13 protein-coding genes are annotated in these 18,467 nt (G+C 65.5%); 7 read left to right on the forward strand and 6 right to left on the reverse strand.

Annotated features, from left to right (window positions below; genetic code table 11):
* Positions 1-83: 83 nt before the first annotated feature.
* The 3 genes from HMPREF3151_RS01710 to HMPREF3151_RS01720 are packed head-to-tail and all read left to right on the forward strand — an operon-like array spanning position 84 to position 4,214.
* The gene (locus HMPREF3151_RS01710) at positions 84-1,214 is read left to right on the forward strand and encodes an ATP-binding protein (protein WP_070472713.1); all 1,131 of its coding nucleotides are present in this window, start codon (positions 84-86) and stop codon (positions 1,212-1,214) included.
* 52 nt (positions 1,215-1,266) lie between these two features.
* Positions 1,267-3,624: an MMPL family transporter gene (locus HMPREF3151_RS01715; protein WP_070473055.1), complete on the forward strand. Its 2,358-nt coding sequence runs from the start codon at positions 1,267-1,269 to the stop codon at positions 3,622-3,624.
* 2 nt (positions 3,625-3,626) lie between these two features.
* On the forward strand, positions 3,627-4,214 hold the full coding sequence (locus HMPREF3151_RS01720) for a TetR family transcriptional regulator (protein ID WP_083290121.1): 588 nt from the start codon (positions 3,627-3,629) through the stop codon (positions 4,212-4,214).
* Here HMPREF3151_RS01720 and HMPREF3151_RS01725 read toward each other — a convergent pair.
* Positions 4,211-4,570, reverse strand: coding sequence for a DUF2200 family protein (locus tag HMPREF3151_RS01725; RefSeq protein WP_070472716.1), 360 nt, complete (start codon positions 4,568-4,570; stop codon positions 4,211-4,213). The genes HMPREF3151_RS01720 and HMPREF3151_RS01725 overlap by 4 nt on opposite strands.
* Positions 4,571-4,715: 145 nt before the next feature.
* Between HMPREF3151_RS01725 and HMPREF3151_RS01730 the strand changes: the two genes are divergently transcribed.
* Complete coding sequence (locus tag HMPREF3151_RS01730) at positions 4,716-5,513, forward strand: hypothetical protein (RefSeq protein WP_070472719.1); 798 nt, start codon at positions 4,716-4,718, stop codon at positions 5,511-5,513.
* Here HMPREF3151_RS01730 and HMPREF3151_RS01735 read toward each other — a convergent pair.
* Together HMPREF3151_RS01735 and HMPREF3151_RS01740 are read right to left on the reverse strand one after the other, a co-directional pair.
* Positions 5,510-7,897 (reverse strand): zinc metalloprotease, encoded by a 2,388-nt coding sequence (locus HMPREF3151_RS01735; RefSeq protein ID WP_070472722.1) that lies wholly within the window; start codon positions 7,895-7,897, stop codon positions 5,510-5,512. The two genes, HMPREF3151_RS01730 and HMPREF3151_RS01735, sit on opposite strands and share 4 nt — an antisense overlap.
* Positions 7,898-7,911: 14 nt before the next feature.
* A complete protein-coding gene (locus HMPREF3151_RS01740; protein ID WP_083290122.1) occupies positions 7,912-11,241 on the reverse strand; it encodes a Rib/alpha-like domain-containing protein in 3,330 nt (1,109 codons plus the stop codon).
* A 179-nt stretch (positions 11,242-11,420) separates the two neighbouring features.
* Here HMPREF3151_RS01740 and HMPREF3151_RS01745 point away from each other — a divergent pair, with 179 nt between their 5' ends.
* A complete protein-coding gene (locus tag HMPREF3151_RS01745) occupies positions 11,421-12,617 on the forward strand; it encodes an NAD-dependent epimerase/dehydratase family protein (protein ID WP_070472726.1) in 1,197 nt (398 codons plus the stop codon).
* Complete coding sequence (locus HMPREF3151_RS01750; protein ID WP_070472729.1) at positions 12,618-13,748, forward strand: glycosyltransferase family 4 protein; 1,131 nt, start codon at positions 12,618-12,620, stop codon at positions 13,746-13,748.
* Here the strand turns inward: HMPREF3151_RS01750 and HMPREF3151_RS01755 are convergent.
* Together HMPREF3151_RS01755 and HMPREF3151_RS01760 are read right to left on the reverse strand one after the other, a co-directional pair.
* A complete protein-coding gene (locus HMPREF3151_RS01755; RefSeq protein ID WP_070472732.1) occupies positions 13,726-14,166 on the reverse strand; it encodes a hypothetical protein in 441 nt (146 codons plus the stop codon). The two genes, HMPREF3151_RS01750 and HMPREF3151_RS01755, sit on opposite strands and share 23 nt — an antisense overlap.
* Before the next feature lie 65 nt (positions 14,167-14,231).
* On the reverse strand, positions 14,232-15,623 hold the full coding sequence (locus tag HMPREF3151_RS01760) for a glyceraldehyde-3-phosphate dehydrogenase (RefSeq protein WP_141741281.1): 1,392 nt from the start codon (positions 15,621-15,623) through the stop codon (positions 14,232-14,234).
* Between the two features lie 237 nt (positions 15,624-15,860).
* Here HMPREF3151_RS01760 and HMPREF3151_RS01765 point away from each other — a divergent pair, with 237 nt between their 5' ends.
* Positions 15,861-17,471: a histidine-type phosphatase gene (locus HMPREF3151_RS01765; protein WP_070472738.1), complete on the forward strand. Its 1,611-nt coding sequence runs from the start codon at positions 15,861-15,863 to the stop codon at positions 17,469-17,471.
* Here HMPREF3151_RS01765 and HMPREF3151_RS01770 read toward each other — a convergent pair.
* A complete protein-coding gene (locus tag HMPREF3151_RS01770) occupies positions 17,468-18,463 on the reverse strand; it encodes a 3-hydroxyisobutyryl-CoA hydrolase (RefSeq protein ID WP_070472740.1) in 996 nt (331 codons plus the stop codon). The two genes, HMPREF3151_RS01765 and HMPREF3151_RS01770, sit on opposite strands and share 4 nt — an antisense overlap.
* Positions 18,464-18,467: the final 4 nt, after the last annotated feature.

Below are 18,467 nucleotides of genomic sequence, written 5' to 3' on the forward strand. Positions count from 1 at the left end.
AGGAAAGTCCCTCCCAGCTGGGATTATAAGGAGTATAAAGAGCTCCGCGTGTATAAAGAGTATAAAGACTCTAGGAGGCACGGATGCGCAATCCCTTTATCCCCACGTTCGGCGTCTCCCCCATTGTGCTCGGCGGCGACGACAACCTCACGCGCAGCTTCGGCGCCGGCCTCGACGGCGGGCCGGGCGACCCACGACGGACCCTGCTCATCTCAGGCCCGCGCGGCATCGGCAAGACGGTCGCGCTCAACGAACTCGAAGACGAAGCCACCGGCCACGGCTGGATCGTGTTACGCGCCCAGCCCTATGACCTCATTGAGCCTTTGGTCGCCACCGTGATCCCGCAGGCGCTCGCCGCGGTACGTCAACAGGACCCGGAGCGGCGCCGCATCACTGGTGTGACGGTCTCCGGCATCGGCGGATTTTCAACCACCACCGCCCCGGGCGACAAACCCGCACCATCGTTAATCGGTTCGCTCAACACACTTTGCGACGAGCTACCGCCCGAATCCGGTGCTCTGATCACCTTGGACGAAGTCCAAAGCGTCGCCGCGAATGAGCTGTGGCAACTTACTGCGGCGGTGCAGGATCTGCGCCGGGACGGGCGCGACATCGCCTTCGCCGCAGCCGGATTGCCTGACGGCGTGGAGTCGCTACTACAACACCCGGGCACCACATTTCTGCGGCGCGCCCAGCACGCCGTGCTCGCACCAATGACACCAACAGAGACGCTTTCGGTACTGAGGGACACCGCTGCGCAGGGGGCAGTCGACATCCCTCACGAGGTGCTCACGGACGCCGCAGAGCTGACCCGCGGCTACCCATTTCTCATCCAGCTCCTCGGATACCACCTGTTTGAACGGGCGAGCCGCCGGGACCAGCTCGTTTCCCACGACGACCTTGTGGCAGTTACCCCGGACGTGCTGCAGACACTTGGCGATTTGGTCCACCAACCGGCGCTTTTACACCTGCCCGCTGCCGAACTCGAATACCTCGAGGCGATGGCCGAAGTACAGGACGGCCACCAAGCGGTGCCGAGTTCAGCTGTAGCGCAGCAGTTAGGCAAACGCGTGCAGCAAGTCTCCATGGTGCGGCAGAAGCTCATCGACCGAGAGTTGATCTACTCCCCTCGCCGTGGCGCGCTCAACTTCGTTATCCCCCACATGGGCCACCACCTCAAACAACGCGCCACGCGCGACTCCGGCTGGGACTAGCCCCACACAATCATTTTGCACACACTGCACAAGTTTGCGTACTGTGTGCAACATGTCTGAATTCCTCTACCGGCTCGGAAGCTGGTCATATAGAAAAGCCTGGCCTTTCTTGGCCGTCTGGCTCATTCTGTTGGGTGCCCTTGGTTTCGGCGCCGTGAACTTCGCAAAATCTCCCAGCCCAACCTTTTCCATGCCCGACATGGACTCCACCGTCACGCAGGAGGAGATGAACGAGCGCTTCGGCACCGACGAGGACGCGATGAGCGTGCCCTCCGGCAGCGTCGTGATCAAGGCGCCGGAGGGCAAAACACTCAAGGACCCGGAGGTGATGGCTGAGGTCGACGCGATGCTCGACGAGCTCAAGGCCACCGGTGATTTCCGCGAGCCGGAAGCGATTGTCAACCCGGTGCTCGCTGCCGGCGGCATGGCCCAGCAGATGGGCGAGGCTAAGGCAGCCCAGGGCATGCCCCAGGAGCAGATCGACGCCGACCTCGCAGCCCTGTCGCCGCTGAGCCCGGACGAAACCACCGGCACCGTGTCCGTCACCTTCACGGACGACACCATCATGGACATCCCAGAGGAGTCCCTGGACGAGGTCGAGAGCATCCTCGAGCGTTACGACGAGACCGATCTCACCGTGAAGTACAACGGCAACGCGTTCAGCGGTGCTGGCGAGATGGACGGCACCTCAGAGCTCATCGGCATGGCCGTCGCCGCGATCGTCCTGCTGGTCACCTTCGGTTCCCTGGTTGCGGCCGGTCTGCCGCTGATCGCCGCTGTTGTGGGCGTCGGCGTGGGCATCCTCGGCGTGCAGCTGGGCACGCTGTTTACCGACTCGATCTCGGATATGACACCGACGCTGGCGTCCATGATCGGGCTTGCCGTGGGCATCGATTACTCCCTGTTCATCGTCGCGCGCTTCCGCAACGAGCTGATTTCGTCGTCCGGCCTCAACAACCTGTCGCCGAAGGAACTGGCGCAGGAGCTAAAGAAGATGGACAAGGCGACGCGCGCACACGCCATGGGCATGGCGCTGGGCACGGCGGGCGGCTCCGTCGTCTTCGCAGGTACGACGGTGCTTATCGCGCTGGCCGCCCTGTCGATCATCCGCATCCCGTTCCTGACCACCATGGCGCTTGCCGCCGCGGCAACCGTCGCCATCGCCGTCCTCGTGGCGCTGACGTTCCTGCCGTCGCTGCTCGGCCTGCTGGGCACCCGCGCGTTCGCGATCCGCATCCCCGGCCCGAAGGTGCCGGATCCGGAGGACGAGAAGCCGACCATGGGCCTGCTTTGGGCCCGCCAGATCCGCGCCCGCCCCTGGCTCAACCTCATCGCCGGTGTGCTGTTGCTGGGCATCCTCGCTATCCCCGCCGCCAACCTGCGCCTGGCCATGCCGACGGACGGCACCGCGAAGCTCGGCTCCCCGCAGCGCGAGGCGTACGAGCTCATCGACGACGCCTTCGGCCACGGCCGCAACGCCCCGATGATCGCGTACGTGGACACCGCTGAGGTCGCGGAGCAGGACCGCATGGGCGCCTACCAGACGCTGCTGCAGGATTTCTCCGGCACCGAGGGTGTGGTCAACGCGCAGATCGTGCAGACCACCGAAAACTTCGACGCCGCCCAAATCCTGATTACGCCGAACTCGGGAGCGACCGACCAGGCAACCACCGACACACTGGAACGCCTGCGCGAGTTCCAGCAGCCGTTCGAGGACGAAACCGGCGCCACGTTTGGCATCACCGGCATCACGCCGATCTTCGACGACATCTCGCAGATGCTTTCCAACGTGCTGGTGCCCTACATCGCCATCGTTCTGGGGCTTGCATTCATCGTGCTGATGCTGGTGTTCCGCTCCATCTGGGTTCCGCTGATCGCCGCGCTCGGCTTCGGCCTGTCCATGGCAGCCACCTTCGGCGTGACCGTGGCCATCTTCCAGGAAGGGATGTTCGGCCTCATCGAGGACCCGCAGCCGCTGCTGTCCTTCCTGCCCATCATGCTCATCGGTCTCACCTTCGGTCTGGCCATGGACTACCAGGTCTTCCTGGTCACCCGCATGCGCGAGGGTTACGTCTCCCGCGGCAAGACCGCCGGCAACGCGGTGGCGAACGGATACAAGCACGGCGCGCGCGTGGTCACCGCGGCCGCGCTGATCATGATCTCGGTGTTTGCGGCGTTCGTGCTCATGGACGAGCCGTTCATCAAGGCCATGGGCTTCGCGCTCGCCGCAGGTGTGCTTATCGACGCTTTCGTGGTCCGCATGACCCTCATCCCGGCCACGATGTACCTGCTCGGCGACCGTGCGTGGAAGATCCCCGGCTGGCTAGACAAGGCGCTGCCGAACCTGGACATCGAGGGCGAGAAGCTGCACCAGTCGCAGCCGCAGCAGTCTGAGCCGGTTACGGTGTAGCCATGAGTCTTCGCGAGGAGAAGAAGGCGGCGACCCGGCGCGCCATCTCGGAGGCGACCGCGGCCCTGCTGCTCGAGGAGGGCACGGCCGCAGCCACCGTCGCGCGGGTCTCCGAGCGCGCGGGCGTGTCGGCGAGGACGTTCCACAACTACTTCGCCGACATTGACGAGGCGCTCGAAGAGTTCCTGCGCAAGGTCTTCGCCGCCATCGCCGAGCAGATCGCGGCGCTGCCGGAGGAGCTCTCGGCCGCCGAAGCCATCGAGGCGATCATCATCGACGCGCTCAGGGAGGACGGCTTCGAGCTCTACTCCGCATCCACCCTGGTGCTCCTGAGCGATCGCACCCGCGCTGAATCCGGCACTCCCCCCGCCGAGGAGACCATGCGCGACATCGCGCAGCCGCTGGTTGTGGCTGTGCGCGAGCGCACCCCCGGCGCGACAGCGTTCGACGCGGAGGTACTGCTCAACGCCTACGGCATCGCGGGCGCCACCGCGGTGAAGGCCTACTTGGCGCTGCCGGAGCCGCGCACGCCCGACGACGGCCGCGCGCTGGTCCGCCGCGCATTCGAGGTGCTGCGCGACATGCGCTAGCTGCGCTTGATGCTGGTGATCTTCTTGCCGCGGGCCAGTTCGTCGACAAGCAGGTCCATCTGGCGGATCTTGCGCATGAGATCCTCGTCGACCTCCTCGACGCGAACGCCGCACACCTTCCCGGTGATCAAATCGGCGTTCGCGTTGAGCGCGACCGTCTCGAAGAACTCGCGCAGCGTCTTCCCCGACGCCGCCTCCGATTCCAGCTCCTCCGGCGCAAGACCGGTGAACCAGCCGAGCACGTCGTCCAACTCGTCGCGAGTGTGCCCCTTGCGCTCAACTTTGGCCAGGTAGTTGTTGTAAATGTCGCCGAACGGGTAGGCGTAGACCCGCTCCAGCTTCGCCTGCTCATCCATACCCGCCACACTATCGCCTCCCGCGGTTCCATCGCGGATGCGCATTTTCATGGGCATACGGGCTCTTGTGCGCGGGGTGTGGGTGGCTTTAGTGTCGTCGATAAGCGGGAGCAGGGGGCTCCCGCACGACACCTAGGGGGGACCCATGCGATTCGACACCTACGAGCTTTATTACCTGGACACCTACGACGAGGAAGCCGCGGATCTCGCCGACGATCTCGGGATCGAGGCGGACAACCCGTACTTCGATGAGGACATAGCCATCCACCTCGACGCCGACTACGTCATCGACAACGGTCTGCGCGTCGCCGTGATCGTGCACGACATCGACTCGCACGAGGTCGAGCTCGCGATGCTGCAGCCCGGCAGCCCGCAGGCGCCTGAGTGGTACTCGCCCGAAGACGCCGCGAACGTGGTCGCCGAGCTGGGCCGTGTGCTCGTCGCGCTCGACGACAAAACCGTGAAAATCGTGGACCCGCAAGACCCGGCGTTCGCGCTGAAGCGCCGCGCGTCGTTCCAGGCGGAGGACATGACAACCGCCACAGTGGCGATGCTGCAGGACTCGCAGGACAACGCGCTCTACACCACGTTTTGCATCGAGTTCCGTCCGAATATGCACTCCGATTTCACGTTCCCGGTCGCGATCTTCGCGTTCGACCCGCGTGTGGGCAGGCTTTCAGGGCACATGCTTCTCGACGACAACCCGTTCGCCCCGCCCACCTTCAACCGCGCCCAGAAGAAAATCGTGGCGCGCAGGATCAACGACATCCTGGAATCCATCCACACGGCCATGCGCGAAGAGCGCACGATCAGCCCGTTTAAGAACCTGGGGCCGCAGTTCCGCTCCGAGGGCCTGCCGTCGATGGAGGCGGTGGACACCCACCACGCCATCGACCAGGCGCTGGAGTACCTCGAGCGGTGGTGGGGCGAGCGCGCGTCCTAAATCAGACCTTGGCTGTGCGCCCAACCGAACCCGGCCGCGCCCAAGCCGACGAGCCCCAGCAGCACACCGATGATGATGCCCACCGGCGACTCGGAGCTGCCGGAGGGCTTCTCGCTTTGCGACGGCTCCGCCTTCCCCTGCACCTGCACCGGTGTCGCGGTCGCAGTCGATGTCTTTTCCGGGGCGGCCTTGAGGCGGTTGCGGGCGAACGTCTTCAGTTTCTCGTCCGCGTCCGAGGCGAGGACCTCCTTGAGCACCTTGTCCATCTCGGCGCGGGAGTACTCGAGCGCGGAGACGTTGAACGTGTCGTCGAACACCTGCGCGCCCTCGGAGTTGGACACGGTGATGTGCAGCGGCACGACCGGGTTATCGATGAACGCGGCCGGGGAAACCTCGATGTCCACGGGCGTGATGTAGTTCGAGTCGCCTTTGGCGAAGTAGTTGCCGCTGAACTCGCCGACGCCGTAGTCCGCGACCACGGTGAAGGTGTCGTCGGTGGCACCCAGGTTGCGCAGCTCGCCCTTGATGATGTTGGTGTCGGCCTGCGTGATGATGCCGTTGTCGTTGTTCAGGTTGCGGGCGAGGCTGAAACCGACCTTGCCGTTGTTTTTACCGGTGGCGGCGGCTGCGGAGATCAGCTCGTCGACCACGGCACGCTCCTCGTCCGCGAGCACCTCGGGGGCGTCGGCGGTGTGGTCGTAGTCGCGCACGCCCTGGCCGATGAACTCGGTCTTGAACAACAGGTTGTCCCAGTCCGACGGGATGGCGTAGTCGAAGTTGTCGTCCTGGGGCCTGTAGCGGGACCTGTCGTCGGGGTTGGGGATCGCCTCGGTGGTGCGCACCTCCCGGCCGGAGAATCCAAAGGTGGAGAATTGGTGGGCGTAGCTCATGGTGGACTCGTACGCGTCCAGCCAGTCGTAGCCGAGGCGGTCGAACTGCACCGAGGGGTCTTTGGTGTCCACGAAGCGCACGGGGCGCTGGGCGGTGTTGCCGCGGGTTTCGCGTCCCCAGTGCATCAGGCCCAGGGTGTGGCCGAACTCGTGGAGGATGGTGTTGCGCAGCAGCTCGTCGCTGTTGGTCACGTCCCCGGAGACGAAGAAGGTGGAGCCGTTGACCTGGCCGAGGCCGGTGACGTTCTTCTTGTCGCTTTCGTCGAAGCGGGTGCCGATGAGCGCCGAGCGGAACACGGAACGGCGCGCGCCGAGGAGTTTTTCTGCCTGTTCTTCCAGCTTGGCGGTGCGCCCATCGTCGTCGAGGCCGCCGAAGTACTCGGCGGTGTACGGCTCCGTTTCGCCGCCCTTGCGCTCGCCGGCGGTCATGCTGGCCATGGATTCGCTGACGTAGGACTTGCCCGCGTCGATGTGCAGGTTGATCCCGTTTTGGTCGAAGAGGTCTTCCAGCTCTTTGAGCAGCGACGGGTTCGGCGCGTAGCTTTTTGTGTTCGCGGTGGCGCAGGCGGCGAATTCGGCGAAATCTTCCAGGTTGGCGGCGAAGCGTTCGGTGCGGTCGCAGCCGATGGTCTCCCATTCTGATTGCATCCAGTTGACCTGCAGGAACAGGTCTTTGCGGTCGGGGTCTGCGCCCCAGCGTTGGATGGGCAGGTATGTGCCGTCGGCAAGCCTGAGCCCCTCGGCTTCCCAGGAGTCGCGCAGCCCGTCGCCGTCGCTGTCCAGCACGGAATCTTGCGGCGTGATGGTCACCGACATGCCCGCGCTTATCGACGCCCCCGGGGCCACCGTGCGCTCCCACCTCGCGGCCTGGTGCTGGGCGCCGTCATTCGCTCCCGCGAGCGCCGCCGCCTTGGTCTGGCCCGTCGCCACGGTGGTGGGCGCGGTGAAGCGCACGTCGGTGACGTAGCCGCCGGTCTTCGGCTGCACGACCACGTTGTTGCCGTTGCGCTTCGCGGTGGCGCCAGCGGCCGCCGGCAGCGCGTTGGCCAGGTCGATGTTCACCTTGCCGCCGGCCTGACCGGTGTTTTTCACGGTCACGGTGGCGTCGACGCGCCCGCCGTCGATGCGGTAGGTGCGGGTGATGAGGACGTCGTTGTGCTGCTGGGTGTAGGTGAGCACGTCGGCGGGGCCGTCGGTAGTCACGTTCGGCTTGGCGTTCAGGCCGGGGTCCACCAGTACCCCGTTCGCGCGGACCTCCATGGAGGTGTCGAACTGGTGGTTGTCCGCCTGCGACGCCGGGTGCGAGTAGTCGAAGCGGCCCACCCCGCGCGGGGTGATAAACCCGTTGATGAACGGCTCGGTGGCGCTGGAGTGGGTCACGGTCGCATCCGGGTGGGTGGTGCCCAGGGTGACCTTCGCGTCCGCCGCCGGTGCCGCGGTAGCTGCCAGGGCCGCGCAGAGGGACACTGCCAGCGTTTTCTTCATCACATTCATGCCGATGTCCCTTTCTAGAACCCGAACTGTTTCAGCTGCGCCCTGACGGCGTCTTGGTTGAGAAACACCGCGTAGCCGATGCCCGCGATCGCCGCCAGCGCGCCGAGCACCACCGCGATCCACCCGGCGGATTCCGACGAGCCCTGCTGCGTCTTCGCTGCCGGCGCGGCGGCTGCAACCGGGTACTCCACAATCTTCGTGGAGCCGTCCGGGAATGTCGCCTGAACCGGCACCTTCAGCACGGTGCCCGCGGGCACCTCGCCGCTCGGGGTGGCGGTCAGCTCGCCGGTGGCGGAGTCGTAGGCGACGTCCCAGCCGTCATGGTCGAAGTCTGCAAGCTTCGCGCCGCGCGGCAGCCCGGTGCGAACCGACGTGCCTTCGCCGCCGGTGACCTGCGGGGAGAAACGCACCGCGTCCGAGACGGCGGTGACCTTCGCGGTGATTTCCTCGGTGCTGCCGTCGGCGTAGCGCACCCGCACCGTCACCGTGTACGGGGTGTCGCGCTGCGCGTCCGGGGCCAGTTGAATCTTCAGCGAGCCAGTTTGCCTATCGACGCCCACGTTTCGCAGTCCCCCGCCATCCACGACAGCGAACGTGGTGCCCGCCGGCACGGTGCCGGTCAGCCCCACCGTCGCGGTCCCGCCAGACGCGGACGAAATATCGGCGTACGAGGGGGAATGTTTGGTGGACAGGGCGGAGCTCGTCGATAAGCCAACGCCTGCGGTAAGCCTTGTCGACGACCCGTCCGCGAAGTACGCGATCACCGGGACCTCCACATCGCTGCCCTGTGTCGGGGCGAACAGGCGCAGATCCCCGGAGTAGGTGTCCACCAACGCGACCCAGCCGTCCAGTGGCGTGGAACGGTCAATCTCAAACGTCGTGCCCTGCGGCAGCACGGTGGTGCCGGTGCGCAGCACGGTGATGCCCTCGCCGGGACGCACGGACAGGCCGTCCTCGTAGCCCAGCTCTGTGGTCAGGGCGAGCAGCGGATCCCCGATCTCCACCTCCGCGTTGTAGGCGCGGAAGGATTTGTCGGGGAAGGTCACCTTCACCGGGATCGTGCGGATGCCGGGCTTGGCGTCTCGCGGCGGGGTGAACGTAAGACGGCCGTTGTTGTCGGCGCGGACCCAGCTGGCGAAGGCCGGGTCCACGTCGAAGCGGGCGCCCTCGGGCACGCGGCGGTCCTGGTAGACGAACGGGCCGTCGGTCACGGTCGCGCGCGGGCGGCCCGCCTGACGGCTCGCCCCCGCCAGCACCGGAATCAGGGGGAAACGCACCTCGTGCTGCTTCGCCATCGGCGCAGGCTGCGCCACCTCGACGGTGATGGTGTGCGTCTGACCCGCGTTGTCCTTGGCCACCACGCGGTACTCGCCCGGCGCGGCGTCGCGCGGAGGGCGGGCGACGACAGTTCCGTCCTTCTCCACCGAAATCCAGCGGTTCTCGGCGGGGATCTGTGTGGTCTTGCCGTCGGGACCGACCTTTGTGACACCGGTCGTGCGGAAACTCGGTGCGGAAGTGGTGTCGCCGGAGCGCTTTGGCGCGCTGACCTGGGTTTCACCAGGTTTGACCACCACACGGTCCCAATCGAACCGCGCCTTCGGCTTTTCGGGGTTGACCACGAACCCGGGCAGCCGGACGGTCTGCCCCGCCTTCACTGTCACGTTGGCGGGCGGCGGCGCGACGTGGCCTTTAGGCACGCCGACGGTGACGGTGTAGCTTCCCGGCGGCAGGTTGCTGAGCTGGAAGGTCCCGTCCTTGGCGACGGCGACGGTGTACGCCTTGCCCTTTGCGTCGCGAGCCGTCACGGACGCGCCCGGCACCGCCTTGCCGGCAGCGTCGGTGACCTTGCCGGCCACGGAGCCGACCGTCGGCACCGGCGGCTTGGTGGGCGACGGCTTCGGGGTCGGCGCTGGTTTCGGCGTGGACGCCTTCGTCGTCGGTTTCGGCGTGGTCGGCGCCGTGGATGGCTTCGTCGTGGTCGGCGCCGGTTTCGAGGTTGTGGTCGACGGTTTCGGAGCCGGCTTCAACGTGAGCTCGAAATCCACGGTCTCGGTCCCCCGACCGGTCAAGGTCACTTGCTCAGGTGCCGGCAGACCATATTTCGCTGGTGCCGCGGTGACCTTGATGGTGGTCAAGCCCGCCGGCACGCCGGTGATCACATAGTCGCCGTCAGCCGTGGTCTTCACCGATTGGCCACCAGCCTGCACAGTCACGTCCGCGACACCTTGATTGTCCGGGTCAGTCACGCGGCCGGCCACGGTGCCGAACTGCGGCTTTTCATCGACCTTGTACTGGCCGATGGCGTTGTCGCGCTGGTCGCTCACCACAACACCGTTGACCGTTCTCGACTCGGTTGTTGTGGTCTCGCCGAACACCAAGTCGTGCGTGCCCGCTGGGACCTTGGTCACCGTGAAGTTGCCCTCCTTATCCGTGGTGGTGGAGCGGCCGGCGATCGCCACGGTGGCGCCTTGGACGGGGTTATCGGAGGCGTCGATAAGCGAACCGCTCACAGTGATCGGGTAGACGTCGAAGTCGGGGGCGGCGAGCCCCTCCGCGGCCTCCCACGTCTTCGGTTCCGGGGTGGCGAAACCGGCCGGTGGAACCACCGTGATTGCCATCGTGCCGGAGGGCGACGGCGCCGCAACCTCGTAGGAACCGTCGGGGCGCACTGGTGAAGTGAAGGTCTCGGCACCTTGACGGAGCTCCACCATCGCCTGCTTGTACTCATCCGCGGTTGCGTCGTGCATAGTTACTGAACCGCGGATGTCGGCGTTGACGGTTGGGCGAGTGAACCGCGCACCGCCGCCACGCAACGGCGTGGGGTACTGCGCGCCTTTGCCCGGTGCAAACAGGGCCAGTCGCTCGCCCCTGCCAACCTGCACCCCCGGCAGCTCATAGGAGATGCGGATGGAGGGATGGCCCGACGCCGAGGTGCTCCGGCTGCGGCGCGCCTTCACGTCGTAGGAGGCGAGGACCTGTGTGCCTTTCATGTGGTCCACTCGGTATTCGGCGACTTCGGGGATCCGCGTGAAGACCGGGTCGTCGGCTGGTGCGAACTCTCTCGGATTGGTGCTGTCCGGCGGCACGAAGTCGATGCTCACGGTGCGCACGGTCATCTCCGATTCAAAGAAGACGGACGCTTCCCAGTCGCCATTGAGGTTGTTCACGGAGCCGAAGCTGATGCCCTGCTGCTGCGTCGGTGCGACCTGCGCGTGCGCAACCGGGAGCGTCGGCCCGAGCGGCCCGAGTGGCACAGCGGTAACACCGCCAGCGAGCGCCAGCACCGTCGCCGCCGCCGTTATGCGTTTGATGGGCGCACGATCAGTACTGGGGTGACGGGACATACTTCTCCCAACTTTTTCAACGCTTCGGCACCGCTAAGACACAGCAAACGCTACCACTCATTTGTATGCCCTATCCAAAATTGCATGAGGCGGGGGTGCGGCGGTTCGGGTTCGATCAGCGGAGGTTCCCGGACACCGGTAACGTATGCGTAAATGTGCGTAAAGAAAGGCGAGAATTAGTGAAAATTGCAGTTCTGGGCGGCGACGGATTCTGTGGCTGGCCCGCGTCCCTGCACCTTTCAGACCTCGGACACGAGGTCACGATCGTGGACAACCTGTCGCGGCGTCGCATCGATAAGGAACTCGATGCGGAGTCGCTGACGCCGATCGCGACTATCGACGAGCGCCTGGCCGCCTGGAACGAGGTTTCCGGCAAAGAGATCGGCTTCGAAAACATCGACGTCGCCCAAGACTACGACGCACTCGTGGCGTTCCTGCAGGATTTCCAGCCGGACACGGTCATCCACTTCGCCGAGCAGCGCGCCGCGCCGTACTCGATGAAGAGCCCGCGCAACAAACGCTACACCGTGGACAACAACGTCAACGCCACCCACAACCTGCTCGCCGCGATCGTGGAGACCGGCCAGGACATCCACGTCGTGCACCTGGGCACCATGGGTGTGTACGGCTACGGCACCGCCGGCATGAAAATCCCGGAGGGCTACCTGGACGTGCAGGTGGACGCGGGCGAGAACGGCATTGTGGAGCAGCAGATCCTCTACCCCACCAACCCGGGCTCGATCTACCACATGACCAAGGTGCTGGACCAGCACCTGTTCGCCTACTACGCCAAGAACGACGAGCTGCGGATCACGGACCTGCACCAGGGCATCATCTGGGGCACCCACACTCCGCAGACGCTTCGCGACGAGCGCCTGGTCAACCGCTTCGACTACGACGGCGACTACGGCACCGTGCTCAACCGCTTCCTCATGCAGGCGGCGATCGGTTACCCGCTGACCGTGCACGGCACCGGCGGGCAGACCCGCGCGTTCATCCACATCCGCGACATGGCGCGCTGCATTCAGCTTGCTGTGGAGAACCCGCCGGCGCGGGGTGAGCGCGTGAAGATTTTCAACCAGATGACGGAGACGCACAGGGTGCGGGATTTGGCGGAGCTCGTCGCAAAGATTGCGGACGCGGAGGTGCAGATGGTGCCGAACCCGCGCAAGGAGTCCGCCGAAAACGAACTCCACGTGGTCAACGACGCCTTCCTGGACCTGGGCCTAGAGCCGACGAAGCTGGAAGAAGGCCTGCTCGTGGAGGTCGAGGAGGTGGCGAAGAAGTACGCCGACCGCGCGGACCGCTCGAAGATTCCGGCGCGCTCGCTGTGGACCGCCGCGCAGTCCGCCGGTGTGCCGCAGGGCGAAAAGTAAATGCGCATCGCGCTACTCACCGAGGTTTTCCTGCCCAAAATCGACGGCGTGGTCACCCGGACCATCCGCCACCTGGACCAACTGGCTGCGATGGGCCACGAGGTGCTCATCTTCGCGCCCGGCAACCCGCCCGCCGAGTACGCCGGCTTCGAAGTCGTGCCGATCCGCTCGCACAGCCTGAAGGTGTACCCGGAGGTCAAGCACGGCATGCTGGGGCCGAAAACCTACCGTCGGCTTCGCGAGTTCAACCCGGACATCGTGCACGCAGTGAACCCAATTTGGACGGCCGGCTGGTCCACGCTGGTGGTGGCGCGCCGCTTCCCCGTCATCGCTTCCTTCCACACGGACGTGCCGGAGTACTGCTTGAAGCTGGGGATCCCGTGGGTGAAGCCGATCGCCGAGTGGGGGCTTCGCACCTTCCATGGCCGCGCCGGGCTGAACATGGTGACCTCGGGCCCGATGATGGACAAGGCCGCCGACTACGGCATCGACAACGTGCGGCTGTGGCCGAAGGCGGTGGATACGGAAAGCTTCACCCCTGAAGCGCGCACCCGAAAGATGCGCAGCCTGCTTAGCGACGGCCATCCGGACGACCCCCTGGTCATCTTCGTCGGCCGCATCTCGGCGGAAAAATCCGTAGAGCGCTGCGTTCCGATCGTTGAAGAGGTGCGAAAGCGCATCCCGAACGCGCGGCTGGCGTTTGTGGGCGAGGGCCCGCTTTACGACGAACTCCGCGCTACCCCGCCCGACTGGGCCACCTTCACCGGGTATTTGTCCGGCGCGGACCTGCACGCGGCCTACGCCTCAGGCGATGTCCTGCTGTTTCCCTCCACCACGGAGACCTTGGGCTTTGCGGCGCTGGAGGCGTTCGCGTCCGGCGTGCCGGTGGTGGCAGCGAAGGCGGGCGGGCTGCCGTTTGTGGTGGCGGACGGCGAAACCGGCGTGCTGGTCGACCCGGACGCGCCCGATACAGCGTGGGCCGACCCGATCGAGCGTCTGCTCACGCAGCCGGAGCTGCGCGAGCGCATGTCCGCCGCCGGCCGCACCGAGGCTGAGCGCTGGACATGGCGCGCCTCCACCGAGACGGTGCTGGGCTACTACGACGAGGTCATTCGAAACGCAGGACAGTGACCTCGGCGGTCTCTCCGTCGGCGAACTCGCGAGATTCCGTCGCCGTGCGCACCGTCGCCGCCGGGTCGATCTCCTGGTACGGCTCCACGCCCGAGCCGCAGGCGTCGACCTTTCGCGAGTCGAACCACTCGATCTCCGCGCGGTCGCCGGCAATCACGCCGATGCCGGAGGCGGTCTCCCAGGCCTGGGAGTTGTCGTCAATGCCGGGCACGTCGTCCGGGTCGAAGCCGAGGCGCTGCGCTTCGGCCCTGTCCGTGTACGGGCAGAACACGTAGGCGCGCTCCACGTCCGGCCCCGCCACGTCCGCCACGGTGAAGTCCCCGGCGAGCGCGACGTCTTCTAGCCCCAGCTCGGTGCCGTGCGCGCCGCAGCCGGCCAACACGAACACGCTGGCTGCGGCGATGATTTTGCGGAACATACCCCACAGCATAGCTCAGCCCCGGCCGAAACGGGGCCGGGGCGGAGCTCTTTTACGTCGAGAAGCTACTGAATCTCAGCCGGATCCTTGCGCTCCGGGAACACGCGCGGACGCACGCCCGCGATGTCCTCGACGACGCGGACCACCTGGTGGGAGTATCCGTACTCGTTGTCGTACCAGACGTACAGCACGAGGTGGTTACCGGAGGCGATGGTGGCCAGGCCGTCCACCACGGAGGCGTGGGTGGTGCCGAGCAGGTCGGTGGAGACGACCTCCGGCGAGTTCACGTAGTCGATCTGCTGGCGCAGGTTGGAGTTGGTGGACACGCGGCGCAGGAAGTTGTTCACCTCGTCCTTTTCCACTTCCTTCTCCAGGTCCAGGTTCAGCACAGCCATGGACACGTCCGGGGTGGGCACGCGGATGGCGTTGCCGGTGAGCTTGCCCTCGAACTCCGGGAGCGCCTTGGACACGGCCTTGGCGGCGCCGGTCTCGGTGAGCACCATGTTCAAACCGGCGGCGCGGCCGCGGCGGTCGCCCTTGTGGAAGTTGTCCGCCAGGTTCTGGTCGTTGGTGTAGGAGTGGACGGTCTCGACGTGGCCGTGCTTGACGCCGTAGCGGTCGTTGATCACCTTCAGCACCGGGGTGATGCCGTTGGTGGTGCAGGACGCGGCGGACAGGACGCGCTCGTCGCCGATCATGTCCTCGTTGATGCCGTAGACGATGTTCGGGATGTCGCCCTTGCCCGGCGCGGTGAGCAGGACGCGGTCCACGCCCTTGGACTCGAGGTGCTTGGACAGGCCGTCGCGGTCGCGCCAAGCACCGGTGTTGTCTACCACGATGGCGTTGTCGATGCCGTAGGCGGTGTAGTCGATCTCTGCCGGGTCGTTGGCGTAGATCATCTGGATGGGGGTGCCGTTGGCCCAGATGATCTCCTTGTCCTCGTCAACGGTGATGGTGCCGTTGAACGGGCCGTGCACGGAGTCGCGGCGCAGCAGCGACGCGCGCTTGATGATGTCGATGTCGCCCTTCTTGCGCACCACGACCGCGCGCAGGCGCACGCCGCCGTACATTGCCTCGCGGGCAATGAGGATGCGGGCGAGCAAACGGCCGATGCGGCCGAAGCCGTAGAGCACGACGTCACGGGCCTCGAGTTCCGAGGAGGTGCCGATGACGTCGGCGAGCTCGCGGTCGAGGAAGGCGCGCAAATCGGACTCGTCGGAGTGCTTGTACTCCTTGGCCAGGCGGCCCAGGTCGATGGAGGCGGTGCCGAGGTCCATCTCGACGAGTTCCTTGAGGATCGGCAGCGTCTCGTCGAGCGCCAGCTCCTTCTCGTCGATGCGGCGCGCGTAACGGTGCGCCTTAATGATGTCGATGTCGGTGACACCCACCAGCAGGCGGCCGTAAACCGAGGTCGCCGCGTTGTGCTCGCGGTGCAGGCGGCTGATCAGCGGCAGCATCTCCTGCGCGAGGGTGAGCTTGTGGTTCCAGTCGTCGCGGGGGTTTGTCGTTTCGGTCAACGTCGCTCCTTTGGCATGTGGGAATCGGGGGCAATTTCTTCGCCCGTAATCGCCCCCTTACTGTAGCGCCTGCGCGACCTCGCCGGGCAAGGATCCCCTGGCGCGTGTTCACTTCAATTTCATCTCGGAGGTTTAGCGTCGGCAGAGGTCTTGTCCCCTGTAAGGAGCCCGCTTCCCATGTCCGTACTTTCCCGTCGTGCTGTTTCATTTGTCGCAGCTGCGTCTGTAGCTGTCAGCAACATTGCGGCTGCCAGCGCCGACTCCGCGACGTACTACTCCACAAAGCAGCCCTACTTCCCTGCCGCAACCATCGACAGCTACAGCAAAGCTCCCGAAGGTTTTCAGCAGATCTACACGAGCTCGGTTAACCGCCACGGATCGCGAGGGTTGTCTTCCTTCAAGTACGACGACCTCGCCGGCCAGATGCTCACCGCTGCGAAAGAACGCGGTCAGCTCACGGACCTCGGCGAACGCCTCATCCCGCAGGTCGAGGCGATGAGCAAAGCAAACCGCGAACTAACCGGTCCGGGTGAAGGCGGCTACGGCAATCTCACCGCCTTCGGCCGCGCCGAGTTGAGTGGCATCGGCGAGCGCAACGCGCGGCGCAACGCGGAACTGTTCGACGCTATCGACCGCGAAAAGCACTCCATTAGCTTCCTGTCCTCCGGTGAGGACCGCGCGATTGAATCCGGCTGGTACTTCGGCAGCGGCCTGCTTGAAGCCAATCCGGAGCTGACCGACAACCTCACGTACGGTGCGGCCGACGGCCATGTCGAGCTCGAGCCCCGCCAAGACCTCCTCTACGCGCACAAGAACAAAACAGCGCCGAGCTACGAGGCATACAACGCATGGGCCGACAGCGACATGCTCGAAGAGAAGGTGCAGCAGGCCTACGCCAAACCCGCATCCCGCGAGGCAGCCAAGAGCCTTCTGAGAAAAATTTTCGCGCCGGAATTCATCGACGCGATCGATAACGGCACCCTGACGTTTACCGGCGTCGAGAAGAAAGACAAGACCGTCGAGGGCATCGTTGATGCCGCCCTGCAGTTCTACAACCTGTACATCATTGCCCCAGCGATGGAGGAAGAGCCAGCGAAGCCCGCTGAAGGTTGGATCTTCGACGAATACATGGATGAGTCCGACGGACCAACATTCGCCTACCTTCTCGATGTCGAGGATTACTACGAGAAAGGCCCAGCTATTGAGGGCCAAACGGTCTCGTACGACAACTTCGCGCCGCTGCTCGACCACATGCTCGCCGGTGTACGCGAGCGCGCCGAGGGCGGTGACACCGCGGCCGAGTTCCGTTTCGGCCACGCGGAGACCATCGTTCCGCTGGCGGCGTTACTGAAACTGCCGGGCTCGGAGAAGGGCGTTCCGGCAGACCAGGTGATGGACTACTCCAACTCCTCGTGGCGTGGCGACAAGGTCACGCCGATGGGAGCGAACATTCAATGGGACGCGTTCCAAAACGACAACGGCGACACCATTGTCCGGATGCTGTACAACGAGGCCGAAGTGCCGTTCCACTCGGGCTGCGTGCCGATTGAAGAAGGTTCGATGTTCTACACGCTCGATGAGCTTGAAGACTGTCTCCCGCTGGGCGCGACCTCAGACCACGCAAAGGCCCGCCTCACTGAGACCGCGACGCCCGTTCCGGCGCCAGAAACGTCGTCCGGCAAGATGGGCGCGCCCGAAGTCATCGCGATTGCCGTCGCAGCCTTCTTCTCCGTCTGGGGCCTGCTCGGCCTTGGTGGGGAGATCATCGCGCGGCTGATGCCCCATTAGGCCAACTGCTCGTTACGCAGCACGTCCCGGTACTTGCCCGGTTCTGGCTGCGGGGCGAAGTTCGGGGACTGGTCCTTGTCCACGAGCACCGCGCGTACCCCCTCGGCGAAGTCAGGTTCGCGGGTCATCACCGCACCCAGTCGCCGCTCGTTGTCCAGCGCGCCGGCGAGGTCGTGTGCGGCGTTGGCGGCGAACAGCTCGGCGGCGGCGACCAGGGATGACGGGGACGCCTGGGCGGTCAGCTTTGCGACGAGCTCCGCCAGTTCCCCGTCCAACTTGCCCTGAATCTCAGCCCATGGGCCCTGGAACGTGCGCTCGATGGCGTCGAGAAGCGAAAGCAGCCTCGACTCCCCCGGCTCGAGCGCGACCGTGTCCAGGTAGCCGGGCCCTTCTGCGACGATGCCGTCGAGCACGCCGTCCAGCGATGCGACCTTGTGCGTGGCCAGTCCGGTGGCCAGCATGTCGTCGGGGGTGAGGCGGTAGCCCGTCAGCCCCAAAAAGGTGCCCAAGCTTTGCGACGGCACCTTCGGCAAATTCTGCAGCAGCCACGACATCCCGACGTCGGTGACGTAGCCGATGTTCATCTCCGGCATGGACGCAAAGGCATCTTCGGTGACCACCATGTGCGAGCCGTGGGCGGAGATGCCCATGCCGCCGCCCATGATCACGCCGCCACACAGCGCGATGTACGGCTTGGGGTAATTCGCGATGTCCAGGTTCATGGCGTACTCGTCGGCGAAGAAGGCGTCGACCTCATCGCCTCGGCCCTCGAGGATGCCCTCGCGCGCCGCGCGCACATCGCCGCCGGAGCAGAAGTGCTTGCCGGAGGACTGGATGACCACCTGGTCGATGGCGTCGTCGTCGCGCCACTGCTTCAACGTGGCGTCGATGGCGCGGGCCATCTCGGGGCTCAGCGAGTTCAACGCCTTCGGGCGGTCCAGGGTGATCACGCCGGTGGTTTCGCATACTTCAGTCTTGATCAGATCGGTCATGCTT

The organism is Corynebacterium sp. HMSC05H05, assembly GCF_001807265.1.
Taxonomy (GTDB): domain Bacteria; phylum Actinomycetota; class Actinomycetes; order Mycobacteriales; family Mycobacteriaceae; genus Corynebacterium.

What these genes read in the sequence shown, in the direction of transcription:
- HMPREF3151_RS01750 (WP_070472729.1), top strand. Translation starts at nt 12,618, where the DNA reads ATGCGCATCGCGCTACTCACCGAGGTTTTCCTGCCCAAAATCGACGGC.
- HMPREF3151_RS01725 (WP_070472716.1), bottom strand. Translation starts at nt 4,570, where the DNA reads ATGGATGAGCAGGCGAAGCTGGAGCGGGTCTACGCCTACCCGTTCGGC.
- HMPREF3151_RS01710 (WP_070472713.1), top strand. Translation starts at nt 84, where the DNA reads ATGCGCAATCCCTTTATCCCCACGTTCGGCGTCTCCCCCATTGTGCTC.
- HMPREF3151_RS01755 (WP_070472732.1), bottom strand. Translation starts at nt 14,166, where the DNA reads ATGTTCCGCAAAATCATCGCCGCAGCCAGCGTGTTCGTGTTGGCCGGC.
- HMPREF3151_RS01720 (WP_083290121.1), top strand. Translation starts at nt 3,627, where the DNA reads ATGAGTCTTCGCGAGGAGAAGAAGGCGGCGACCCGGCGCGCCATCTCG.
- HMPREF3151_RS01765 (WP_070472738.1), top strand. Translation starts at nt 15,861, where the DNA reads ATGTCCGTACTTTCCCGTCGTGCTGTTTCATTTGTCGCAGCTGCGTCT.
- HMPREF3151_RS01770 (WP_070472740.1), bottom strand. Translation starts at nt 18,463, where the DNA reads ATGACCGATCTGATCAAGACTGAAGTATGCGAAACCACCGGCGTGATC.
- HMPREF3151_RS01735 (WP_070472722.1), bottom strand. Translation starts at nt 7,897, where the DNA reads ATGAATGTGATGAAGAAAACGCTGGCAGTGTCCCTCTGCGCGGCCCTG.
- HMPREF3151_RS01740 (WP_083290122.1), bottom strand. Translation starts at nt 11,241, where the DNA reads ATGTCCCGTCACCCCAGTACTGATCGTGCGCCCATCAAACGCATAACG.
- HMPREF3151_RS01715 (WP_070473055.1), top strand. Translation starts at nt 1,267, where the DNA reads ATGTCTGAATTCCTCTACCGGCTCGGAAGCTGGTCATATAGAAAAGCC.
- HMPREF3151_RS01730 (WP_070472719.1), top strand. Translation starts at nt 4,716, where the DNA reads ATGCGATTCGACACCTACGAGCTTTATTACCTGGACACCTACGACGAG.
- HMPREF3151_RS01760 (WP_141741281.1), bottom strand. Translation starts at nt 15,623, where the DNA reads ATGCTGCCGCTGATCAGCCGCCTGCACCGCGAGCACAACGCGGCGACC.